Origin of the sequence: Brevibacillus sp. HB1.1 (genome assembly GCF_013332445.1) — a bacterium.
GTDB classification, from domain to species: domain Bacteria; phylum Bacillota; class Bacilli; order Brevibacillales; family Brevibacillaceae; genus Brevibacillus; species Brevibacillus porteri.
The window spans coordinates 65490-89798 of the sequence record NZ_JABMIV010000005.1 but is presented as its reverse complement, the minus strand read 5'-3'; the positions used below and the strand labels follow the sequence as shown (position 1 = coordinate 89798).

Here is a 24309-nt window from a genome sequence, read left to right as displayed (position 1 = left end):
GTCGATATTGATTGACTATTTAGTAACGAAATTTATTAATCATCGCATTTAGCTCTTCTGCCAACGATGACAGCGATTGGGCAGAGGCTGAGACCTCTTGCATCGATGCGAGCTGCTCTTCTGTAGAAGCGGCTACTTCCTCTGCGGTCTCAGCATTGCCTTTTGCAATCATCGCCAACTCGTTCGCTGTTACCTTCACTTCCGCAACAGTTGCCACGATTTGTTGAGCGATCGACGAGACCTCCTCGATACGAGGATTTGTTTGTTTCGTGCTTGTCAAAATTTCCTCGAATTTATCAATCGTACCTTTGGAAATCCGCAAGCCTTCCGAGACATCGCGTCTGACTTTCTCCATAGTCTCAACGGATTCTTGCGTATCGCGTTGAATTTCTACGATAAGGTCGGAAATTTGCTTGGCCGATTCCTGCGATTGCTCTGCCAACAATCTTACCTCTGTTGCTACAACCGCAAACCCCTTGCCATGCTCGCCAGCCCGCGCCGCTTCGATCGCTGCATTCAGTGCAAGCAGGTTTGTTTGCTGCGAAATTCCACTGATCACTTCGGAGAAGGCAACAATGTCTCTGGAGCGTTCAGAAAGGGAATGGACCATGTGATTGAGCTGTTCCACAGATGCGTGAATCGAGTTCATCTGGCCCATCACCTTCTGAACCGATTCGCCGCCTTCACCAGCGTGAATAGTTGTTTGCTCAGCGATATCCGTCAATCCATGCACACTCTCTACAATTTGCGCTACGCCGTCTGATATATTTTGGAGAGAGTGGACGTTTTGGTCAATTCCATTCGTTTGCTTCTCTACGCTGCCAGCAACTTCTTGCACGGCTGTGGCAACATGCTCAGTGGCGATGCTCGTCTGCTGCGCACTCGCGGTTAATTGCTCAGACGAAGCGGCCACTTGTTCTGCTCTTGTCTCTACATTTGAAATAAGCGTGCGCAGGTTGTCTTGCATCGTATTGAACGCGCGGCCCAGCTCCCCAATCTCGTCATTGGATCGAACCTGGATAGGCTCCGTCAGTATGCCCTCACTCACTTTGACTGCATGTACCTTGACCGCTTGAATCGATCGGATAAGCGAACGCAGAACAACGGTTACGATCAGCCCTCCTACAATCAAGCAAATCGCGATTGTCGCGTACGTAAAGGTAAAGATAGGCTGTACAGAGTTTTGTATCTCCGAACGATCCAGCTTTCCAGCGATTTTCCAGCCAGTCAACTCATTCGTCGTGTAGTGCACTTCTTGTTCGTTACCTTGCTCGTCGTAACGGAAGTCACCTGATGCACCTTCATACATTTTTTCAAAATAGCTCTCTTCAGCCACAGTACCAGACTCTTTTTCAGGATGAACAACGAACTTCTTGTTGCTGTCCAAAATCATGACGTACCCGTCACTTCCGATACTGACCATGTCCGCCAGACCTTTGATCTGCTCGACGCCCATCACAATGCCGACTACACCTGATCCATCATCCGTCGTTTTAGAAATGGTAACGATGACTTTGCCTGATGCTGCTGAGACATACGGCTCGGTAATGACAGCCTTCCCCTTATTTTCCATCGCTTTTTTGTACCATTCTCTCGTTCGCGGATCAAAGCCAGCCTTAACTGTTACCTTCGGGGATTGATAATACTGTCCGTCCACTGTGCCCAAACCTACGCCATTCGTGTCCGGAAGCATTCCACTGTAAATATCCAGATGCGGCATAACGAGCGCTGCACTGTCTTTGGTTGGATACATGCTTTTGTTAATGGTTTTTGCTAAAAACTCAATAGTATCCAGCTTGGGTTTAAACGTACTCGTCACAATCGAATTGACCAGCCCGACATTTTCTTTGGCGCTGTTCAAGATCTCCTTTTCCATCTCCTGCTTCGCCTGATTGGAAGCCAGTGTTCCAACGACAATAGTAGGAACAAGCAGAATTAACAGGAAGGATGCGATTAACCTCGTTTTAAAGCTTCTACTCCAATTTATTAAGCGAACTCTCACTCATTCTCAACTACTTTCTAGGTTGTATTGGGGAAATTTTTTCCATGATATAACCCCAATCTAATATCGGCTAGGAATGAATGAGTATGTAGTGAATTTTTTACGAATAAAGTATTTTTCTGTAAGTCACTTCAACCGCGCTTCATATTCCCCAAGCGGATGAACTGTTCGTCACGTACACGAAGCTTTTGTGAGACAGACGTATCCATATATGAGTATATACCTGCTCCGGTCTTGGTACCGAGATTGCCTTCTGCTACTCTTTCTTCAATAATGGCGGGTGCTTTTGTCGAAGCATCCAGCTCTGGCGCTAGGTTATCCATCACACGCTTCCACGTATCGAGTCCACCAAAATCCGCCGTCTCAATAGGCCCGACAAAAGCCCAACGATAGCCAATTCCATCCTTCATCACCGTATCGATCTGGGCTGCATCTGCCACACCCTCTGCAAGCAAGTGAAAAGCTTCTCTCATCAAAGCTGTTTGCAGCCGATTGGCGATAAAGCCCGGTACATCCTTTTTCAGCAAAACTGGGGACTTCCCGATCTCTTCCATCAGCTGCATCGTCTTGTGAACCACTTCCTGCGCCGTGCTCTCGTGCCTGACTACCTCAACCAACGGAACCAATTGGGCTGGATTGAAAAAATGTGTAATGATAAAACGTTGTGGCGTCGTTGCTTTTTCGATCAATCGTGCAATGGAAAACGTAGACGTATTGGAAGCAATTATCGCATCTGGCCTCGCGTATTGCTCCAGCTTTTCAAACAGCTCCCACTTTAGCTCGATGACTTCTGGTACCGCTTCTGTGATGATTTCTGCATCAGATACTGCCGCTCGCAAATCCGTGGTCAGGACGATATGCTCGAGCGCCGTTACTCTAGACTGGTCTGCAATCACTCCCTCTGCAACCAGAAGAGAAAGGCTGTGCTCAATGCTAGCTCTTGCTTTCATCAAAAACGCTTCCTGCAAATCGTAAAGAGAAACACGAAATCCAGCCAATGCGTATAGCTGCGCGATTCCATGTCCCATAACACCTGATCCGATAACAGCCGCATGCTTTTCCATAGAACGAGCCTCCCAGGGGTGAAATAGGTTTACTAACAAAGCTTTCCACGATCAAATACCTAGTTCCTGCCCAGCAAATTACTACTACTTTTACCGAAATTCATCCCTATGGCGCTTGCTGGGGAAGTCAAATTTCTGTACCATTAAACAACATATAAGCATCCAATTATTGGATGGATGTTTCGTATATGGAGGTACAGATGAAACTACTGAATAAAATCGTGGTCATCACAGGAGCCAGTCGAGGATTGGGTCTTGAAATGGCAAATGTTCTGGCAAAAGAAGGAGCGATTGTTTGGGCAACCTCTCGATCCGCGCCTCATCCGAACGAGATCGCACACGCTGAACCTGGAAGTGTGACGAATATACAGCTGGACGTGACTGACGAGCAAAGTGTCCTTGCCCTATTTGCGCAAGTACAAAGGTTATACGGACGTCTAGATGTCCTCGTCAACAATGCAGGAGTCGGCGTGTTTAAGCCTGTTGAACAAACAAGCTTAGAAGAATGGGAGAATGTTTTCCGCACCAATGTAACCGGACTCTTTCTTTGCAGCCGTGAAGGATACAAGGTAATGAAAGCTCACGGAGGCCGAATCATCAATATCGCGAGTGTCTCCGGATATATTCCCATTGCGGAAAACGGCGTTTATGGTGCTTCGAAATTTGCCGTCCAAGGCTTTTCTCAAATTTGCAATGAAGAATGGAAAAACGACAATGTGAGGGTCTCTACCATTTTTCCCGGCGCCGTTCATACAAACATGACGGAGGACCGGCATTTTTTTGATCCGAGTGCGATGCTCGTACCAAAAGATGTGGCAGATACCGTGTTAGATATCGCCTCCCGTCCCCTACACGTTCGAATCGATGAAGTCAAAATCCTTCCTCCTAAAGGCATTCTCTAGATGACAGATTAATAAGGAGAGTTTACAAATGCAACAAGTAGCAATGATCACAGGAGCAGGCAATGGGATTGGGGCCGCAGCAGCAAAGCTTTTGGCTCAGCATGGGGTCCGTGTCGTTGTTCTTGATGTACAAGAAGAAAAGGCACAAATAGTCGCCCAAGAAATTAATCAGGCAGGCGGTCAAGCCTTGTCCATTCGCTGTGATGTCGGTCAACGAGCGCAAGTTGAAGAAGCCATCCAGCTTGTGGAATCGCATTTCGGAGATATCACCATCTTGGTCAACAATGCAGGAGTGGGCGGTCCATTCCACCGGGTGGACGAAGTCTCCGATGAAGAATGGGATTGGATCATGAATACCAACCTGAAGAGTGTATTCCTGTTTTGCAGAAACCTGTTGCCCAAGATGAAAGAAAGGAACTTCGGGCGGATCGTAAACATCGCTTCTATTCAGGGCTTGCTAGGCTCTGCGCATTCATCCACCTACGTCGCTTCCAAACACGGCATGATCGGCTATACAAAAACAATTGCGGCGGAATGGGGAGAGCATGGGATTACTTGCAATGCCATCTGTCCGGGATATGTGGATACCGCGATGGGCGTACGTCCGGAGGATATTTCGGATTACATGAATCGAGTCATCGTCAAAAGCCCGGTGAAACGCGTAGCTCAGCCGTTGGAAATCGCCCAGATGATTTATCATCTCGTCGGACCACATAGCGGGTACATCAACGGAGCCAGCATCACCATGGACGGCGGGATCAGCAGTCACATCGGAATTACGGATCAGTTGTCCTAGTTCGGACACGTAGAAATAGCCGCACGCTCGGTCAGCTTCCACCGGGCATGCGGCCTTTTTTCCCCTATAAAAAGCGGCGGTGCACTTTCTTGCCGTCGTACGTAAACAACACTTGTCGATCCTCCACCATCGATTCCAGGTGAACGGATTTCCCCCACAAGGTATAGATGTAAGGCAATGTTTTTTCTACGTATTTGACATCCAGCTCCAGCCCCTCGAAATGATGCTTCAAGTACAGCTCGCCGGAGCGTAAGTAATCCCCATCGTGCACGAGTACATAAGGGAATCCCCCATTAACCCGTGTGCCCGCAAGACCATCGCGTACCTGCTCCCACTGTTTTTCCGCGACAACCCAATCGTTGCCCTGCTTGCCGAACATATACAAATCCAGATCACTGACGAGGTCCTTGGTCAGGAAGTTGCGAATGAAGCTGATGTCGGACTCCAGCTCACGCACCTCGAAAATTTTCGCGCGTCCCTCTCCTGGCTTTCGTCCGAAGCGCTCCTGCTCTTCCTTCGTCGGATTATCCCAGCGTTTTTCAATGTCCTCCAAAATTTTCAGACCCAAATGATACGGATTAATACTCGTCGTCGAAGGCTGAATGACGGAGGAATGCAGCTTGGCAAACTCGATCGTCTCCGCTTCCGTCAGCTCCATTTCCCGCAGGATGCGCATATGCCAGTAGGTGGCCCAGCCTTCGTTCATGATCTTCGTTTCCATCTGCGGCCAGAAATACAGCATCTCATCTCGAATGATCGTCAGCACATCCCGTTGCCAATCGTCTAGGATATTGCTGTATTCCATAATGAATAGCAATAGGTCTTTTTCCGGTTCTGGCGGGAATTTGCGTGGTGCTTTTACTGGCTCGGCTTCCTCTTTTGCTTTGCGGTCCAATCCCCAGAGATCGTCATAAGGAGATTGCCGTTCGTTCCTCGTCTTTTTATTCGACTCCTCTGGCTCTCGTTTCCAACGCAGCTTTGGACGTAGCAAGCTCGGATCGATATGCTCCTGAATCGCCAAGCTCGCATCGAGCAAATTCTCGACAGCATCCTTACCGTACTCGATCTCATACTGACGAATCCGCTCTCCACTGGCCGCCATGCTTTCGACCATATCCCGATTGGTGTTGGAGAAGCGCACATTGTTTTTGAAAAAGTCGCAGTGAGCAAGCACGTGAGCCACAATGAGCTTGTTTTGGATCAAGGAATTGCCGTCCAAAAGAAACGCGTAACAAGGATTGGAGTTGATGACGAGCTCGTAGATTTTGCTCAGATTCAGGTCATATTGCAATTTCATCCGGTAGAAGGACTTTCCAAAACTCCAATGCGAAAATCGTGTCGGCATTCCATACGCGCCAAATGTATAGATGATGTCAGACGGGCATATCTCGTATCGCATCGGGTAAAAATCGAGATTGAACCCTTTGGCGATCTCGGTAATTTCGTCAATGGATCGCTCCAGTTCTTTTCGCTCGTCGTTGGTCAATCGTTTCGCCTCCCCCTTTTGCAGTCGGTCTACTTTATGTATATGGGGGACCATGCTAAAAGACGCCAGCCTTCCGAAGAAAAAAAGGCATCCCCGACTGGAGACACCCTTGATTTGTTTTCCATCTTACTTCTTAACCCTTAAACCAGTCGCGTACACCAGAATAAATAAGAGCTCCCGCGAATACGACCACAGCGATGAGACCAACTCCATCTACCAGCGGGTCCAATCCATTAAGGAAGGAACCATCCACTGGTGCTTTCAGCAATGCGTAACCACCAAGGAGACCTCCAACGTTGGAAATCCATTTGTTCATATTACGTCACCTCCCGTCGCAGCAGCCTGTAAGCGTTGCCACTGCGATACTTTACTTTATGTTAGAGGTTGACAAGCGGTCTGTACGGTAGTCCAAGGCATGTTCACCAAATTACAATTGGGCTTTAGCGGTTCTCGCCACTTTCTCGGTGCTGAAAAGTCGACTTTTTGAACTTGGATTTTTAAGTTAGAATAGAGAACAGACAAGTGTACAGGTTATGCGAAAAAAGGAGTGACGCACTCATGAAGCTGTTTTTGATGCTTGGCAGTATCAGTGGATTTCTTTCGGTTGCGTTAGGAGCATTCGGAGCACATGCACTGAAGGAAAAACTGGACGAGTATTCGCTGGGCATTTTCCATACGGGCGTGACCTATCAGACGACACATGCACTGGCTCTGGTGCTGGTTGCCCTGTTGCTCAAGTGGTACCCGGATTCTTCTGGCCTCGTTTGGGCGGGCTGGTGCTTTACAGCTGGTACGTTGATCTTCTCCGGCAGTCTCTACACGCTGGCGATGACCGGAATTAAGGTTCTCGGTGCGATTACGCCGATTGGCGGAGTTTTGTTCCTCGCTGGATGGGCGCTGCTTGCCATTCATGCTTGGAAAACCGTATCGTAGACAAAAATCTTGCAAAAGGTTGGGATTTTCATTCCCAGCCTTTTTTCTATCCGCCACGCCATGACTTCAGCGGAACTTTGCCTGCCAATAACGCCAGCTCCTGACACCCTCCATGGACGATTGCCATATGCTGTAGGGTTAGCAGTTACCCCACTCACAAGGAGAGGAAATCATGACGAAGCCCTCCTATACCCGCCCCTCGTACTTTTATGGTGGAATACCAGATGTCTACATGCAGATGGGGTACTATCCGTTTCCCACTCCTTCTGCTACGGAACAGCTGAGTCGGAGTGTTCACATTCCGTATGCGATGTCGATGGCGGATCAATGCAAATACTTCATGGGGCAATCGGAAAAAATGATCGTGAGCGATGGGGCTATCGGGATCGCTGCCTTGTCGAATCCCTTACGCTCCGGTGTTCATTTGTTTGTCCATCACTGGATGGTCACCAATCCATCCCCGCACCCGATAGAAGCACATTTCTTGTTTGGCAAAGGCTCCTCCCTCACTGGTGCAACTCTCTCACGTCAAGTGACTTCTGGTTATATTCAACTCCCCGCTTGTCCCGCCGCTCAAGGGCAAGTTTTGCATGGCGCCGGTATGACGGATACCTTTTCTGATCACATTCAGACCGCCACGCGAATCATTCCGGCGTCCTCCACCGTTGAGGCGACCCCTGGCGGACAGTGGATTCTCGGACCAGGAATGGCGCTCATTGTTCGCGTTCCAAACACTGGTGAGAAGACAGCCTTTTACCTTTCCATAGACTGGTGGGAACAACCCGTATATGGGTAGCTCTCACTGGAACGCTTGACGGACAAGTCTAGTCACAACAAAAAAGGGAACCCCCAAAGGAGTTCCCTGTCATTTCAATTCGTATTTTTCCTACACCATGTTGAAAAGCCAATTTTCACGTGATACAATGAGAATTGGTCTGTTGGTCAATTGTTAATATGTATCTACTTTATCTCCAATATAATAGTACCACATTCACTTTCGATTGTCAAACCATCAGATCAAAAATGGGGAACGAAAAAGGAGCGGTACCATGAGCGTGACTGATCAAGATCGGCAAAACGAACAACAACGTGTTGAACGAGTCATCTCAGAGATAAAGAACCGAATAGATGACCTCAAAGAGCATGTGAATGTCGTGAGCGAGGATATCATCGGAATTCGCAAGCATTTTTGGGACGATGTGACAGTCAACTTCGAAGATGCCATCGAAGCTGTCGAGACTTACGCCAGTATCAAGCAGCAAGCGGAAGTCCTGTCCGAACGTGAACGCATCCATCGCCATGCCCAAAATCAGTTGCGTACGCTACAGCGATTGTTGCACTCTCCCTATTTTGGCAGGATTGATTTTCAAGAAGAGCTAGAATCGAAGCCAGAAGCCATCTATCTCGGCATTGCTTCCTTGCTGGATAAAAACGACGAGGAGTTTCTCGTCTACGACTGGCGCGCACCTATCTCCAGTCTGTATTACGACTATTCGCCGGGGCCAGCAGAGTACAATACCCCAAGTGGAATCGTAAATGGAGAGATTGCGTGTAAAAGACAATACATCATTCGCGACGGCAAATTGTTGCACCTGTTCGATACGGGCGTGACGATTGGCGACGAGCTGCTTCAGGAGGTACTCGGCAAACAGGCTGACTCGCAGATGAAAAGCATCGTGGCCACGATCCAACGGGATCAAAACCGCATCATCCGCAACGAACGCAGCCGACTCGTCATCGTCTCCGGAGCTGCCGGTAGCGGAAAAACGTCTGCGGCTTTGCAACGAATCGCTTATTTGTTATACCGTTATCGCAAGACATTGACCGCGGAGCAAATCGTTTTGTTTTCGCCCAACTCCTTGTTTAATAGCTACGTCTCGACCGTTCTTCCTGAGCTCGGCGAGGAAAATATGCAGCAAACGACTTTTCAGGAATATGCGGAGCATCGTCTCGGTGACAACTTCCGCCTGGAAAACCCGCTTGAACAGATGGAGTATGTACTGACAGCAAGTGATCAGTCTGGATACGAGGCGCGTCTGGAAGGAATCCGTTTCAAATCAAGCGCCTTGTTTTTGCAAGCCATGGACGAATACGCGAATATCCTAAAGGAATCTGGTATCATGTTTCGCCCCGTTACATTTAGAAACCAGACACTAATCAGTGCTGCCCACATCCATGAGCTGTTTTATTCTCTCAGTACGAGTCTGCCGATCCCCAATCGGATGGTACTCGTTGCCAAATCACTGCTGACAGAGCTGAAAAAACTGGAACAGCGAGAACGATCAAAACCATGGGTCGAAGAGGAAATGGAGCTACTTGACCGAGACGCTTACGTAGCTGCCTATCAATCGCTGCGCCGCAAAAAGCAGTTTCGGGAGGATACGTTCGATGACTTCGAACGCGAGCAGGAGCTCTTAGCCAACTGGATCGTCAAAAAGCAGTTTCAGCCTCTGCGCGATTTTATCCGGGAACTTCAATTTATTGATACTCGCGCTATTTACCGTCAGCTGTTCTTGTCACCTGACTTGCTCGAGACGCTTGCGCCAAATACTCTCCACCACGATGTATTGAACAATTGGCCCGCCGTGTGCGAACAGACAGCAGAGCGTTTAGAGCAACAGTATTTGGCATGTGAAGACATCCCTCCTTATTTGTATTTGCAGGAACGTTTGGAGGGCAAGCAGACGAACAATCTCGTCCGTCATGTATTTCTCGATGAAGCCCAGGACTACTCCGCCTTTCAGTTCGCTCTCATCAAGAGCTTGTTTCCCCGTGCCAAAATGACCGTGCTGGGAGACTGGAATCAGGCGATTTACGCTCATGCGTATCACCAGAATAGCTTTGAGGCTGTCACATCCCTGTTTGAGCCTGAAGAGACGGAGACCTTTGTCCTGACCAAAAGTTACCGCTCCACCTATCCCATCGTCTTGTTTACACGACAACTTTTGCGAAACGGAGATATGATTGAGCCTTTTATGCGCGACGGTCGCTTGCCAACTCTAACCAAAGTGACATCACCTCAAGCTCATACCGATCAAATCGAAACGCGCATACGTGAGCTCGCCGATCATGGTCATCAGACGATCGCTGTTATCACAAAAACGCTAGAGGAAGCCCAAGGCGTTCATGACGCTTTACAAGAAAGATTGCCGATTCGCTTGATCAAGCCCGCCACCCTTTCCTTCGAAAAAGGAATCTTGATTATTCCCGCTTACTTGGCAAAAGGGGTCGAGTTCGATGCGGTCATCCTTTATGATGCTTCCGCCGCATGCTATGGCGAAGAAAGCGAACGCAAGCTTTTTTACACGGCATGCACACGAGCCATGCACGAGCTGCATCTTTACTATTCGGGTGAAAAAAGTCCATTTTTAGAGAACGTTTCTCTTGAGCTTTACGAGCTGTTTGTTTAAAAAAGAGATCCAGCTGACCGCTTACCGGTTCAGCCGGATCTCTTTTTCACCTTTTTAGACCCACACAAATCGTGACAAGCAACAGGATCAAGTTGAGCTCATAACCGCCCACAAAGCCTTTCGCCCATTTCACCATCACAATCGCCCCTGCCATGATCGCAGCTAATCCCCAGGCAGCATATCTCGCCCCAATTCCGATGATCAGCGCGAGACCGCCGATCAGTTCTACGATCATAACCAGATACGCCAGCCACCCCGGCAAGCCGAGATCACCAAACGTCGTCACAACAACAGCCATCCCTTTTTGCAGCTTGGCTATGCCATGAATGAAAAACAAGATTCCCGTCCCGATCCGTAATAAAACAAACGCTTTTTCGTAAGCCATCTTCTCTTATTCTCCCTCCCCTCCACCACTACCATATGCCCACTAGCGTACAATCAGTCTTGTGCTCTCCGGCGGGACAACAGCTCAAAGCTCTGATGCTTGCAACGAGGGCAGCCGCGTTTTTTCAATTGTTCAATCGTCACTATTTTTGCCTGTGCCCCTACCTGGATCGACCTTTTGCAACGCTTGCATTGATACTCACGTTTGGAAGGAGTCTCTTCGCCTGTGTATAGCGACTCCAGAAACGGATGCTTGATCGTCGGAGCCGTCAGCTCTGTAGTGGTGAGCACGATCATCTGCCCCTTATTGCCAATCATTTGCGCCGCTTCATATTCATTGAAATGACTGAGCACCTCTCGTACGGTCAAGCCTGCCAGCACGAACTCCCGTTGCATATTCAGCGTGAAATCCGGGGATTTATGCGCAAAGGACAGGAAGATGGACAGTCCTTTTTGCTTTTGCAGCCCACTGATTCCGCGAGATAAAAACAAAGCCATTCCTTGCAGCGTGTAAGGTGGATCAGTAAAAAAGCAATCGTACCCACCCTGTAGCTTCTTCGGCAGCGGCTGCCGCAAATCAGCCTGATGGCAGGCTACGGTCAATGCTTTTTGCTTGGACACATCCGTAATGTACTGGAGAAAGCGTTCATCGATATCGACTACGTCAATTTGCTCTGGTCGTTGTTGATTCCCTGGAAACAAACGCTTGAGCAAAAGCCCCAGCGAGATGCTGACTAAATCATCATCCCCGACGCATAATATTTTTTTGCCCACCAAGCTTTGATGCCGCAAGCATAAGATTGCCCTGCGCAAGCTCGTCTCGACTGTGCATTTGGACTGATCAATCTGTACATCGACTTGCGGACGCCCAGCAAAAATCGTCTCCATCTCCGTTTGCAAGTCAACCAGCTCGTTTTTCCAAACTTCGTCGTCTTTCATCAGCTTCTCGTACAACTCTCGATCCAACCCACCATACCCTAGCTTTTGCTCAATGAACGCTTCCCCTTCTGCGGTGCATCTTACCCCGCTCCCCTGCTGTATGGCACCTGCCTTGATCAGCTCTTTTTTAATGGCAGTCGCCACAGGTACAGGCAAGAGTAGCTTTCTTGCCAGCTCTTTCGTAGGCAAACCCGGATGAAAATAACACGCAAGCAGAAACTGTTCGATCACTCGTTGACCTTCTTGTAAACGCACTTGTTTATAGGTGTCTTCGATATAATTTTTCATGTAGAGAACCTCTTTTCAAAAGGGATGGACCCATCGATGCATGCAAAAAGGCAGAGCATGAACATTCGTTCATCTCCGCCTTGAAGGCATACGTTCGCTACGTGCGCGTGGATAGTCACGCAAAAAAACCGTGCGTAAGAGCACGGTTCCCGTAGTCGAGCAAATGGGTAGATGGATGACCGTAAGTTCTTAACCAATCAAGGCCTCCTCTATTCCATAGCAAATAAGCTCACATAAAATGAGATTTTTGCCAAAAAGAATGGGAGTACCCTATCCAATTGCTTAGTTAAGAACACACACCGACATCAAAACGTCCCCTTTTGAAAAGATACTTTCCATTATACGGCACTCGCAATCAATCGGCAAGAAGCTATATGGCAGTCTCTACGATCGCATTTCTAGGCTGCTTCCGCTTTTCATGCAGCCTGCGTCCCAGCCAATAAAAGATCAAGCTAACCAGCGCCAATACTGCCATGACCAAAAACATCACGGGGCCACCATATGCAGTGAGCACCATACCTCCTGCCCATGGTCCGAGAAAGCTACCCAGCATCGTTGCGCTTTGTGCCCCATAGTAAGTCCCTCGCATATTCGCAGGACTGATTTCGTCGATTTGCGCATACTCCGCAGGTACAATCAGGATTTCCCCTAATGTAAATATGATCATCGCCGTAATAAACCAAGCCCAGTCTGGTGAGAAAGCAAAGCCGACTTCTCCTATAGCCATCAGCACAGCGCCACCTGCTATCCGCGCAAACAAGGAATAACGCTCAACCAGCCTCGTCACTGGAATTTGTAAAAGCAAGACGGTAAATCCGTTAACGCTCATCAATGTTCCAAACAAGGCGACTCCCTCTGAAAAGTTTTCCCGCAAGTATTGGGAGAGCGTAACAGACATCTGACCGTACACCGTCACTAACAGGACTCCACCTGTGACAAAGGTAAGAAGAACGACATCCCTTCTGAGCACTTGCCAGATCTCAGCCAAACTAGCTCTCTCTACCTCTCCGTTCCCCCCGTCATCATCGGTGACCCCACATTTCCGACATGCCACTACTAAAATGATAGCAAAGCTCACCAAGGATACCGTCGTCAAAAAAAATGCCAGATTGCTGCCGGAAATCCCCAGAAAAGCACCGAGCATAGGACCAATCGCAAAGCCAAGATTGTTCGCAAGATAGCGATTCGAGAACACACGAAAACGCTTATGCTCAGGAGTCAAGTCTCCCATCAATGCTTTTGAAACCGTCGCAAATATCGAGGCCGACAATCCCATTATCATACTGATCAAAAGCAAACCGATCGGATACGCTACTGTAATGAATCCGATAATCGAGCACGCCATAGCCAGCAAGGAAAAAAACATCAACTTTTGTCTGCCAAATAAATCCGAGAGAATCCCGCCAGCAAATCCCCCGACTGTTCCAGCCAAGGGACCTGCACCGATAATAAGTCCAATATAGGCATGAGAGAGCTTCGTCGTTTCACCGAGATAGATGGCCAAAAACGGAATGCTCATGGATTGCGTTAGCTGAACGAAAACCGTCCCTGCCATCAATAAATGAACAATCGGGTGATACGCCTCCCACACTTGCCTCATTTTGCTCATACTGATTCAACCTACCCTCTCAACAGAATCATGCCATTTCCGTAAGCAAATTTACTCTGGTGTATGAAAAAAGGAACGAAGCAAGACGGGAAGACGCTCGACGAACGATTCGCGCAGACTGTAGTAGGAAATCGTCGTACTGCCTGTATAATGAGCTCGAATCAACCCCGCTCTGCGCAACGCCGTTACATGATGATGGACGGTGCTTTTTGCCAGTGATACTTGCTTTTGCAATTCCCCGAGAGTGCAAGTCTTTTTCGCTAGACAACGCAAGATTTGCAGACGTTTCTCATCCGCCAGGCACTGTGTGATGGGTAACAGCTCCAGGAGCGGCTGTGGTCTGGTCATTGCCGCATCTTTGACAGGATACATGCAAGTGGCAAGCCCTCGATAAAAGTCGAGCACAGAAGAATGGGCGCTATGATATTGCGGGATCAGTACAACCTCTCGCAAATCTGCCATCGGCTCAATCCAGATACCGTTCGTTACTTGATCGACCAAATCGATCGGAGGCATTTCTTTGACGCGGGCCGTCAGCTCATCGGCACTCCTTTGCAAACTTTGTAAAATGCGTGGTTCCAGTTTCGAAAAATAATGTTCATTCCACCGGGTAAGCAGCGACAAGCTGTGATCACGGATTTCCCCCAGGTTCAGCGGGATTGTCTCCACCCATGGCGCGAGGCGCTCATAAATTTCACCGGGAGGGATGCTTTCTAGCCACCCAAGAAATTCTTCGACGGATTTGGTCTGAGGCGATTGTGCTACAAGCAGCACCAAACGGTGGAGTACCTCCCAACGTTCATCTGCGAGTTCATCTGCAAAAGAAGCCGGAAGCATTTGTTTTGTCTCCTCTTTCCAAGCCGTACCAAGCAAATAATGCTTGCGCTCCTTTTCGTAAATGTAAGTGTAGAGGCTAATGATACATTCATACGCAGGAGACCATTCTACTCTGATCGAATATAATCCATTCATTCTATCACCATCGAACGTTTAGTTTTTTTCAGTGTATCATTCTTTCCGGAGCTTGCAAAGCTACTTTTGTAAAAAACAGTAAAACCCCGCCAGATTCACTGACGGGGCATTGCTAACAGCCTTTTTATACAAACGGCGGGTCCCACGCTTTTTTTCGCCAGCCCAACCGATGATCAACAACATTCAAATCACGGTCCAAGACAACATCTACGCCAAATGGCAGCTTGCGGTTGTACCAAAAACGCACATCACTCCACGTGACTTCATAACCGTCGGCAATCTCCTTCCACGTGACGTGGATTCGTTGAGCAAATCCGAGAAAAGCACGAACTCCGTCCACACCGACAGTAGCCTGAATGATTGCATCACGCTGCTGTTTCGGATACACATCCTCCAGTATCACACGTGCATACTCGATTCTCCCTGTGTAAAACAGTTCCTCCGTCTCTACGACGAATCGCCAGTGAAAAGGATGTATGCTAGGGAAAACATGGGTTATGCCCCTTGTTTCCAATGCCCTTTCTACCCGTCTGACGTTACGGTGATGCTGCCAAGCCCGCACACCAATATACACGAACGTCATGCCATATGCTATCGGAAATAGCACACTGGGATCTCCGTTAAAAGCTATCCACCATATCGCCGCTGCTAGATGAACCGCGAACACCAGTGGCTCAAAAATCGCGAGTACATCCAAATGCACCCAGCGCTTGTTAATAGGGCGAATACACTGGACTCCATAGGCGTTTAGCATATCGAGAAAAACATGCAGCACAACAGCCAGCAGCGTCCAACCGTACAAAATCCCGAACTGCCCCATGAGACCAAAACCCCAGGCGAGAGCAAGACTGATGATGAGGGGCCACAGAAACAAGGCGGGAATCGAATGAGTAATTCCCCGATGAAAACGAATGTAAAAAGAAATACCGCGAAGTCTGGCCACAGTGTCGAAATCCGGGGCATGAGAGCCCACTACCGTTGCGACCATCAGCGCCTGAGCAAGTGCCGGATCATGTGCCACTGCCGGCGTGATATGAGCTAAGCCCGCCAGTGTGACACCCAACAAAAGATGACTGCCAGTGTCCATTACGATGCCTCCCTTTGCAAGTACTCCCTTCTCTTTTACTGTACGAAAAAATAGCGAGGATTCTATAAACCGCAGGTAAAGGTTATCCGAAGATTTCGTCTGCGATATTAACAATCTCTCAACGAAAAAGCAGCCTGTCAGAAAAGCGACAGACTGCTTGGAGCTTATTTATTCGTGATTTATGCTTCTTCTGTCAGGCGCAGGAATTCGTCGATGTCTGCCACAGCCAGATCAACAGCTTTTTGCCAGAACTCAACTGTCGTCATATCCTCACCGAGATGCTTCTTCGCCAAGTCCTCTACCATCAGGCGGCCCGTATCTTGGAGCAGTGCATCGTATTTCGGCGCAAAGCTCTCGCCTTCTTCAAGCGCACGCGCATAGACACTCATGCTGAACAAGTACCCGAATGTGTACGGGAAGTTGTAGAACGGATACGACGTGATATAGAAATGCAGTTTGGATGCCCAGAAGTGCGGCTCATAATCTGCCAAAGCTCCATTGTACGCTTGCTTTTGCGCCTCTTCCATGATTCGGTCGAGATCAGCCGCGCTAACGAGACCTTCTTTGCGCTTCTCGTAGAAGTTTTTCTCGAAAATAAAGCGAGCGTGGATGTTCATGAAAAACGCGATGATGGATTGCAGCTTATCTTCCAAGAGCACCAGTTTTTCATCTTCATTGGCTGCATTTTTCACAGCAGCGTCAGCGAGGATCATCTCTGCAAAGGTCGATGCTGTCTCCGCTACGTTCATCGCGTAATTTTGGTTAAGTGCTGGCAAATCCCACATGACTTGCTGATGATACGCATGCCCCAGCTCATGTGCCAGTGTGGATACATTGCTTGCGCTTCCCGCATACGTCATGAACACGCGGGACTGCTTGCTGACTGGGAAGCTCGTGCAGAATCCGCCTGGGCGCTTGCCAGGACGATCCTCTGCCTCGATCCAGCCCTCATCGAATGCCTTTTGCGCAAACTCAGCCATGCTCGGATTGAAGCGGTTGAAGTGCTCAACGATCAGGGCAGCTGCTTCATCGTAAGACACTTCTTTATGTACCTTACCGACTGGAGCTCCTACATCGTACCAGCTCAGTTTGTTTACACCGAGAAGCTTTGCCTTGCGCTCCAGGTAGGCAACCAGGCGATCCTTGCGATTGTCGATGGCCTGCCACATCGCGTCGAGTGTTTTTTCCTGCATCCGTCCAATATCCAGCGGTTCACGCAGGACGGAATCCCAGCCGCGATGACGGTACAGAGAGAGACGGAAACCACCCAAGTGATTCAGCGCCTGCGCGCACAACTCCGCTTCTTTGCCCCAAGCTTCTTTCCACTTTTCAAAAACATGGGCACGAACAGCACGATCAGGACTGCTCATCAGGTTAGAAGCTTGCCCGACGGACAGCTGCTTCGTCTCTCCATTGACCTCAACCTCAATGGTCATACGTCCCACGACGGTATTGTACAAATCTTGCCAAGCGTGATACCCGTCTACGGCTAAATCGTTTGCTAGCACTTCTTGTTCAGGGGACAGCTTTTCCTGTGCACGGCGGCGGCGCTCATTCAGCACAAAAGCAAGCGGTTGCAATTCTTCGTCTGCCAACAGCTTCTCCCATGCAGCCTCGTCGACAGCCAGCAGCTGTTCTTCCCAGCGCGTCAATACTGCACCAAACGCAGCCGAGATGCTCTTTACACGCCCACCCAGCAGTTTGGCTGGCTCATCCTTTACATTTTGAGCAGTCAGGCAGGAAATGAATGCACCTGCTTGTCTCACCCGCACGGCAATGCTTTGGACATGAGTGATAACTTCCTTGAAAGCCGCTGTTTCATGCAAACCTGCACCAGATTGCTCCAACCGCGCCTTCAGGTTCGCAATATCCCCTTCCAACGTCCCTAAAAACGCCAGAAAATCCTCCGATTCACTACCACCAGGAAAAATCACATCCATATCCCAGCGTTGTGGAAATGCTTTTGTCATATGTACTCCTCCTCCAAAAACTCCTTCGATAAAAATATTTCTATAATAAGGTAGCTATTCCTTCCCCATTTATTCATATCAACGTAAAAAGCGACTGCCATGTATGCAGTCGCCAGCTTTTCACATCGATTGAACAGGGATCGAAAACGTCTCCCCTTGTTTTTCAACAACGATCCTGTCCCTCTCGTCCCCCGCTGCTGCCAACAGACGCTCGAACGGCTCATCAACTGGCTCACGCGAGAGCACAAACGTGTTCCAATGAATAGGCACCAGCCACTTGGCTTGGGTCTCCTTGAACATTTGCCATGCTTGCTCTGGCGTACAATGTGCTGCTTGATACGCGTCTGGCTTGTAGGCGCCAATCGGCATGAACACCAGATCGATCGGCCCGAATTGCTTCGGCAAATTTTCCATGGAGATATAAGCGGTATCCCCTGGATAGAGGATGCGCACGCCATTTTTCTCAATCATATAGCCGTTGTAGCCATACTCATGATTCCATGGAAAGCGGTTGCCCCAATGGCGAACAGGAATCGCAGTAACCGTCATTCCTTCTTTGGTTGTAATCGCTTCTCCCGGCTGCATTTCCTCATACGATCCAAACGGCATATGCTTAAACAGCTTGCTCGTCTGGTGCGCCGTAATGACATGTGTGGAGCGATTCGCTATTTTCTGCAAGGTAGGCAGATCGACATGATCCAAATGGGCATGCGATAGCAAGATGATATCTACCTCGCCAATTTCAGCAAAGTCGAGGGCAGGAGGTGTGAAGCGTTTGGGACCAAAATGGACACCTGCAAGCTTAATCCCCAGCTTCTCGCCCAAAACCGGATCCGTCAGTATTTTCGTACCAAACATATTCAACAGAATCGTCGAGTGACCGATCCATGTAAATGTAACCTCATCATGACTCCAGTCGGCAGGCATTGGCTTTTTTGTATCCAGATGACGAAACTCCGGCTTCGGAAGCTGCCCCATATGGTACCAGTAGCGGTAAGCCACATAGCCAATCAATCCGATAAGGAGTCCCCCCACTATGAAGCCTACCCATGTAACAAAGTTGAGCATCAGACAACTCCCTTTATCTAGCTGTGATTTCCCCATTATAGCAAAAGGCATCCTTGCTGTAGCAAGCCTAAAAAAGCGGCAAACTGCTTTTTACGCTTGCTTACTTCCTCCTGCCGGGCTTGCTATAATTGCTAGAGAAAAACGTAGAGAATCGAGGAGAAACCCATGATCCTGCACAAGGGAGAAGTCCTGTTTCGACAAGGAGAATCTGGACCGCTCTATCATTTGAAGAGCGGTCTGTTAAAAATCGTTCGGGTACATGCAGACGGAGCATTGACGCTGGTCAACATCATCGTTCCGGATGAGATCATCCCGCATCATTCATTGATGAGCCCGAATCCCTATTACGGGACAGCAATCGCTCTCGTGACCTGCGAGGTCGAAGTATTGTCTGCCCCGGATTGGTATCGCCATCTGGATGACAATCCTGAAAAGTGTCGTGATATCGCGCTACAGCTGCAAGGGAAGCTGCGGATGATGCAGCAGCGTATCGACCAACTAACCGAAGTCTCTCCTGCTGAAAAGCTGCGCAAGCTCCAGCTTTGGTTTCAGACATTCATTCCTGTCGCCTCGCTTTCAGACTTGCTGACTCAGGATGAAATCGGTCAGCTCATCGGGCTTCGCCGCGAGACGGTAAATCGGCTGCTGCGCGCTCAAGCTGCGAATCGCGAGTAAGCTTGGGCCCTCTCAGCCTTTTAGGCCAAGGTCGCTGCCGGTCCAAAGAACTCGTAGTGAATATCGTCTGCCGGTACTCCCCATTCCAACAGTGCATTGTTGATTGCCTTCATGAAAGGGATTGGCCCACAGAAATAGTAGTTCGCATCCTTCGTCTCCACAATGCTTTGCAGCCACGGCAAGTCGATATACCCCTCTTTGTGAAAAGCACCGTTCAAACGATCTTGCTCAGTCGGCTTTTCATAGCACCAGTGAACAGAGAGCTGCGGATGAGTGGCTGCCAAATCTTCTACAGCCTGCTTCATAGCGTGCATATTTCCGTTTTGTGCTGCGTGAATGAAGGTGATCGGACGATCTGTTCCTGCTTTTAGCAGTGTGTTTAGCATGCTGATCATCGGGGTCAATCCTACCCCTCCACTGAGCAGTACAACTGGACGGCTGTCTTCTTGATTCAATGTAAAATCTCCAGCAGGAGCAGACAGGAGCAAGGTATCTCCTTCCTTGACTTCCTCGGCCAAGTAAACAGACACTTTCCCTGCTGGCTTATCTTGCGTCGCATCCTCCCTTTTGACAGAAATGCGATAGTACGGATTGCCCGGAGCATCTGAGAGACTGTATTGGCGAATATGCGTGTACTCCTCTCCAGGTATCTCCACCTTGACGCTTACATATTGCCCCGGTTCATAGGCAGAGATCGCCCCGACATCCGCTGGAACGAGATAATAAGAAGTAATGACTTCACTTTCCCGTACCTTTTTCTGGACGATAAATTCTCTGAAATCAGCCCAGCCCCCCGGTTCTCCACTGGCCTGATCATACATTTCGTGTTCCACACCGATGAAAGCATCCGCAATGACGCCATACGCTTCCGCCCATGCTTGTAAAATCTCGTCTGTAGCGGCATCGCCAAGTACGTCTTTGATCGCAGCAAGCAGGTTTTCCCCGACGATTGGGTAGTGTTCAGCCTTCACTCCCAGGCTGCGGTGCTTGTGTCCAATCTGCTTCACTACAGGCAAAATCGTTTCCAGCTTATCAATATACAAAGCCGCAGCATAAACCGCATTTGCCAGAGCTGTTTGCTGTCTTCCCTGCTTTTGATTGGCGTGGTTGAAAATATTGAGAAGCTCAGGGTGCTTAGCAAACATCATTTGATAAAAGCGTTTTGTAATGGCAGTTCCGTGTACCTCTAGCACAGGAACGGTTGATTTTATGATTTCAATGGTTTTTGGGCTTAACATCGTAGAACCTCCTTGAAGTGCTTCGTTCTTTCTATATTTCAAGTGTACGGGAGGTTCAGAAATACACATGTGATTCTGGTCACAGGAAATAGAAACGATTTGTGACAACTGCAAAAGACCATAAGAAAAAGTCGTCCCCCAACTCTCTTGTTGCAAAAGAAACGATTGCCATGATAGCATATCAGCCAAATCTATCATTCCAACAAAAACACTGAAGGTGAATGAATGCTAACAGTAAACCGAGATGACGAGCGTCCAATCTGGCAGCAACTGCTGGACCAAGCGATCCATAATATTACCACTGGAAAATGGCAGCCAGGTGAATTGCTGCTCCCCTCCCGCGAACTCGCTTCTTTAATTGGCGTTTCCCGTTCCACCATACAGATTGTTTATGAGGAGTTATTCAGCCGCGGATACACGGTAACCTCACGTCGCGGCGGGACTAGAGTGAGCGAATGGACGTATGCAACGCGTCCTTCAGAGGATGTTGCGACCGAAGGACCTGTCCCCCCCGAATTGCCTTTATTAAACGCTACAATCGGTCATTTGCACGGTTGGTTCGGGGATAAAGATAGTCGAAAGGTTGAGATCGATTTCAGTCCCCATGAGCCATATTTGGACGAACATTTTCAAAAGAATTGGAGACGTTCGTTTTTACAAGCTTCCACAGAAACGAATCTGGACAGTTGGGCTTATGGCAATGCCTATGGATACCAACCGCTACGTGAACAGATCCAACGATATTTGTCACTTGAACGGGGCGTTCATGTGACTATCGATCAAATCATGTTAACCTCAGGCGCACAACATAGCATTGATTTGATCGCCCAAGCCCTTTTACAAGAAGGAGATACCGTTTCTGTTGAAGATCCTGGCTTCCCTGCTGCCTGGATGGCAATGAAGTATCGGCGTATGCAAGTTGTCTCCGTTCCAGTTGACGAGTACGGGTTATGCGTAGACCATATTCATCCGGGATCCAAGCTTGTCTATGTTACGCCATCGCACCAGTGTGCGGTTGGAGTCATTATGTCGGAACCTCGCAGGCAACAATTGTTACACATGGCTGCCGAGCAGCAGTTTTGGATTGTTGAGGATGATTACGACAGCGAATTTCGCTATCGCGGCGACCCACTTCCAACCTTGTTCAGTCAGCGACCTCAGAACACGCTGTATATGATGAGTTTTTCCAAAATGATTGCTCCTGGTATTCGAATATCGGCAATCATTGGTCCCAAAGAAGCCATTCGTCAGCTCGTCCAAGTCCATGAATTAACCTATCGTCATCTTCCGATTATGGAACAATTAACGCTTACTCATTTTATTGAGCATGGTCATTTCATGCGCCATATGAGACGAGTTCGAAATGTATATCGGCGCAGACATGAAGCCATGACAAAGGCCATCATCACGACAGGTCTCGGCGAACATTTCACACTAAGCGGCGTAGAAACGGGGTTGCATATCCTTCTTGAAGCTGATAAATCGTTTGTCGAAGAAGCCGAGACGAACCTAGCACTCGAAAAAGGAATCCGTGTTTATCCACTTAGCAAGTATTGTTTGAAAAGCGATCGAAAAGGATGGGTGCTGGGTTTTGCTAAAGTAGATGAATCAACCATTGAAGAAGGCATTCTTCGTCTTGCGGAGATTACACGGCGTTCATCATGCAAAATGCTGCCGCATCAATAACGGCAGCATTTCTGTTTTCACAAAAGCATTTACACAGTTTTACCCGGTTTGAACATTTTCTCTTCTTCCATTGGATTTTCTTTCGCTGTGATATGATCTGGATCTATTCGATACACCTGAACCGGACCACCGAATACTGCTGAACGGTATTTGTCTACGTGCTGCTTGGGTAAAGGCCGATTGAAGTAGCCAGGTACATACTTATTCATCATTTCTTGCAACATGTGAGTAGCTTCATCCAGATCGACTATAGGCTGTGCCTTGCCAAAAATCATTACACTCATATACGCTGTGTCCGTCTTAGCTGGCACCGGATCAGTAATCGTTCCATATTCTTCACAAACCGTAAAACAGACCTCTGGATTCGCATCCATAACCTGATTTCTTCTCCCGCCGGTGGCTCCATGGAAATATAGCTTCCCGTTTGTCCAGACAAAATTGAGCGGAACAACATACGGCAAATGACCATCGACCATTCCAAGATGTCCGATTCTAGCTTGCTGCAAAAATGCCTCAATCTTGCTCTCATCCAATACTTCTCTAATTTTGTAACGCACTCCATTCATTGTTATCACTCCTATTATTTTGAAACATGCTGCAAGTTTATCAGCCATTGGAGTGAATATATACGTCCAAAACTACCAGATTGAAGCAATCCATTTACTTAGTATGATTGATTAAATGAGCAATTTCTTTCACTCTATCCATTGTAATTCCTTCTCTTTGTTCAACTGCAAGTGGATGACTCGTTTGTTCTACTTCTATTAATGGAACCGCACCAACTTCTTGTGTATGTACCAATGTCTTTAATGATAGTGTCGTTTCGGGATAGATGGAAAGTTCAGTCGATAACCAACCAAAATAAGGCTCTTCATTTTCTCTTCCTTCTACGTGCAGCAGTTCATTTGATTTCAAAAAGTTTTCTTCACTAAGAGAAACCCAAACACTCCATATAAACTTCTCATTTGTATCCAATATTGGTATTTCAATGTGTCCTCTAATAAAGAAATGCTGTTCATCAATTACACAAAAATCTTTTATTAATTCTGTTCTTTTCTCTTCTGGTACCATGTAAAAATAATGTGGTGCTTCCATTCCATAACAGAAAGGAAGTTCATTTAATTCTTCGTTACAGTGAGGGCATTTCATGTTCTTTGCTCCTTATCATTTCTCGCCGATTTTTTATTTACATTACCACATCTTTCATTACATGGATAACTTGCCAGCAAGTGCTACAAAAAAAGATCATCCCAACCCAAGCTGGAATGATCTCAATTATTCTAATCAGTTTTGACAATACCAAACGGATACCCGTTCCCTTACAAACGTGGCCAAGTTGTCTATGTCATTAATATCGAAAAATGGCAACCCCGGCTGACGATTGTCTGACCAACCTACGATCCCTACCAGATGAGTAACGATCGATAAAAGCTCCTCATCTTCTGGCCTGCGAAGCAGGACGAGCTTGGGAAAACCTTCACGCTTGAAGCCTTCTACTAAAACGAGCTGGGCCCCGGCGACTGCTAAGCGCTGGATAAGGACGGACAACTCCTGCGGCTTTTGCTCCACGATGGCTGTCTTCGTTTTCGAAGTGATAGCAACAAGCGATGCTCCGGCTTCACGATAACGCCAGGTGTCCTTCCCTGGCTGATCCCACTCAAAATCATGTCCCCCGTCATGCTTGATGACCCCGACTCTTATCCCTGCCTTTTCGAGGATCGGAATGAGCTTGGTGAGCAGCGTCGTCTTGCCACTGTTCGAATAACCAACAATCTGCAAAACACAAGGTGGCTTAACCAT

The 24309-nt window shown here is 48.2% G+C and carries 22 protein-coding genes; 7 read left to right on the top strand and 15 right to left on the bottom strand.

Annotated elements, in window-relative coordinates:
• Nucleotides 1–19: 19 nt before the first annotated feature.
• Together HPY27_RS15125 and HPY27_RS15120 are read right to left on the bottom strand one after the other, a co-directional pair.
• Entirely contained in the window at nt 20–2002 is a 1983-nt protein-coding gene (locus HPY27_RS15125) for a methyl-accepting chemotaxis protein (RefSeq protein ID WP_173623205.1), read from the bottom strand.
• A gap of 131 nt (nt 2003–2133) precedes the next feature.
• On the bottom strand, nt 2134–3066 hold the full coding sequence (locus tag HPY27_RS15120; RefSeq protein WP_174225358.1) for a 3-hydroxyacyl-CoA dehydrogenase family protein: 933 nt from the start codon (nt 3064–3066) through the stop codon (nt 2134–2136).
• Nucleotides 3067–3266: 200 nt separating this feature from the next.
• Between HPY27_RS15120 and HPY27_RS15115 the strand changes: the two genes are divergently transcribed.
• Complete coding sequence (locus HPY27_RS15115; protein ID WP_017247299.1) at nt 3267–3968, top strand: SDR family oxidoreductase; 702 nt, start codon at nt 3267–3269, stop codon at nt 3966–3968.
• Between the two features lie 28 nt (nt 3969–3996).
• Complete coding sequence (locus tag HPY27_RS15110) at nt 3997–4764, top strand: SDR family NAD(P)-dependent oxidoreductase (protein ID WP_174225357.1); 768 nt, start codon at nt 3997–3999, stop codon at nt 4762–4764.
• 64 nt (nt 4765–4828) lie between these two features.
• Here HPY27_RS15110 and HPY27_RS15105 read toward each other — a convergent pair whose 3' ends face one another.
• Complete coding sequence (locus HPY27_RS15105; RefSeq protein ID WP_173623208.1) at nt 4829–6250, bottom strand: SpoVR family protein; 1422 nt, start codon at nt 6248–6250, stop codon at nt 4829–4831.
• A gap of 133 nt (nt 6251–6383) precedes the next feature.
• The gene (locus HPY27_RS15100; RefSeq protein WP_017252010.1) at nt 6384–6566 is read right to left on the bottom strand and encodes a hypothetical protein; all 183 of its coding nucleotides are present in this window, start codon (nt 6564–6566) and stop codon (nt 6384–6386) included.
• A 242-nt stretch (nt 6567–6808) separates the two neighbouring features.
• Between HPY27_RS15100 and HPY27_RS15095 the strand changes: the two genes are divergently transcribed.
• The 3 genes from HPY27_RS15095 to helD all read left to right on the top strand — a co-directional run bounded on the left by HPY27_RS15095 (nt 6809) and on the right by helD (nt 10593).
• Nucleotides 6809–7183: a DUF423 domain-containing protein gene (locus HPY27_RS15095; protein ID WP_012684886.1), complete on the top strand. Its 375-nt coding sequence runs from the start codon at nt 6809–6811 to the stop codon at nt 7181–7183.
• A 172-nt stretch (nt 7184–7355) separates the two neighbouring features.
• Complete coding sequence (locus HPY27_RS15090; RefSeq protein ID WP_017252009.1) at nt 7356–7979, top strand: DUF6143 family protein; 624 nt, start codon at nt 7356–7358, stop codon at nt 7977–7979.
• Nucleotides 7980–8232: 253 nt separating this feature from the next.
• The gene (gene helD / locus HPY27_RS15085; protein WP_174225356.1) at nt 8233–10593 is read left to right on the top strand and encodes an RNA polymerase recycling motor HelD; all 2361 of its coding nucleotides are present in this window, start codon (nt 8233–8235) and stop codon (nt 10591–10593) included.
• 46 nt (nt 10594–10639) lie between these two features.
• Here the strand turns inward: helD and HPY27_RS15080 are convergent, their stop codons facing one another.
• The 7 genes from HPY27_RS15080 to HPY27_RS15050 form a co-directional block, all read right to left on the bottom strand.
• Nucleotides 10640–10978 (bottom strand): DoxX family protein, encoded by a 339-nt coding sequence (locus tag HPY27_RS15080; RefSeq protein WP_174225355.1) that lies wholly within the window; start codon nt 10976–10978, stop codon nt 10640–10642.
• Between the two features lie 53 nt (nt 10979–11031).
• Nucleotides 11032–12204, bottom strand: coding sequence for a bis-aminopropyl spermidine synthase family protein (locus HPY27_RS15075; protein WP_174225354.1), 1173 nt, complete (start codon nt 12202–12204; stop codon nt 11032–11034).
• 370 nt (nt 12205–12574) lie between these two features.
• On the bottom strand, nt 12575–13813 hold the full coding sequence (locus tag HPY27_RS15070; protein WP_174225353.1) for an MDR family MFS transporter: 1239 nt from the start codon (nt 13811–13813) through the stop codon (nt 12575–12577).
• 51 nt (nt 13814–13864) lie between these two features.
• Nucleotides 13865–14785, bottom strand: a complete 921-nt coding sequence (locus HPY27_RS15065; RefSeq protein ID WP_174225352.1) for an ArsR/SmtB family transcription factor — start codon at nt 14783–14785, stop codon at nt 13865–13867.
• A 124-nt stretch (nt 14786–14909) separates the two neighbouring features.
• Nucleotides 14910–15872: a metal-dependent hydrolase gene (locus HPY27_RS15060; RefSeq protein ID WP_017252003.1), complete on the bottom strand. Its 963-nt coding sequence runs from the start codon at nt 15870–15872 to the stop codon at nt 14910–14912.
• 179 nt (nt 15873–16051) lie between these two features.
• Entirely contained in the window at nt 16052–17842 is a 1791-nt protein-coding gene (locus HPY27_RS15055; RefSeq protein WP_173623214.1) for a M3 family oligoendopeptidase, read from the bottom strand.
• Between the two features lie 120 nt (nt 17843–17962).
• A complete protein-coding gene (locus tag HPY27_RS15050; protein WP_174225351.1) occupies nt 17963–18910 on the bottom strand; it encodes an MBL fold metallo-hydrolase in 948 nt (315 codons plus the stop codon).
• A 165-nt stretch (nt 18911–19075) separates the two neighbouring features.
• Here HPY27_RS15050 and HPY27_RS15045 point away from each other — a divergent pair, with 165 nt between their 5' ends.
• On the top strand, nt 19076–19585 hold the full coding sequence (locus HPY27_RS15045; RefSeq protein WP_017251999.1) for a Crp/Fnr family transcriptional regulator: 510 nt from the start codon (nt 19076–19078) through the stop codon (nt 19583–19585).
• Nucleotides 19586–19605: 20 nt separating this feature from the next.
• Here the strand turns inward: HPY27_RS15045 and hmpA are convergent, their stop codons facing one another.
• Nucleotides 19606–20823 carry an NO-inducible flavohemoprotein gene (hmpA, locus tag HPY27_RS15040; RefSeq protein WP_174225350.1) on the bottom strand — a complete coding sequence of 406 codons (1218 nt, stop codon included), beginning with the start codon at nt 20821–20823 and terminating at the stop codon, nt 19606–19608.
• 225 nt (nt 20824–21048) lie between these two features.
• Here hmpA and pdxR point away from each other — a divergent pair, with 225 nt between their 5' ends.
• Nucleotides 21049–22509, top strand: coding sequence for a MocR-like pyridoxine biosynthesis transcription factor PdxR (gene pdxR / locus HPY27_RS15035; protein ID WP_174225349.1), 1461 nt, complete (start codon nt 21049–21051; stop codon nt 22507–22509).
• Between the two features lie 29 nt (nt 22510–22538).
• Here the strand turns inward: pdxR and HPY27_RS15030 are convergent, their stop codons facing one another.
• From HPY27_RS15030 to mobB, 3 genes are all read right to left on the bottom strand, one after another.
• Nucleotides 22539–23075, bottom strand: coding sequence for a pyridoxamine 5'-phosphate oxidase family protein (locus HPY27_RS15030; protein WP_017251996.1), 537 nt, complete (start codon nt 23073–23075; stop codon nt 22539–22541).
• A gap of 94 nt (nt 23076–23169) precedes the next feature.
• Nucleotides 23170–23658: a DUF2199 domain-containing protein gene (locus tag HPY27_RS15025; RefSeq protein WP_174225348.1), complete on the bottom strand. Its 489-nt coding sequence runs from the start codon at nt 23656–23658 to the stop codon at nt 23170–23172.
• A 135-nt stretch (nt 23659–23793) separates the two neighbouring features.
• The gene (mobB, locus tag HPY27_RS15020) at nt 23794–24309 is read right to left on the bottom strand and encodes a molybdopterin-guanine dinucleotide biosynthesis protein B (protein WP_174225347.1); all 516 of its coding nucleotides are present in this window, start codon (nt 24307–24309) and stop codon (nt 23794–23796) included.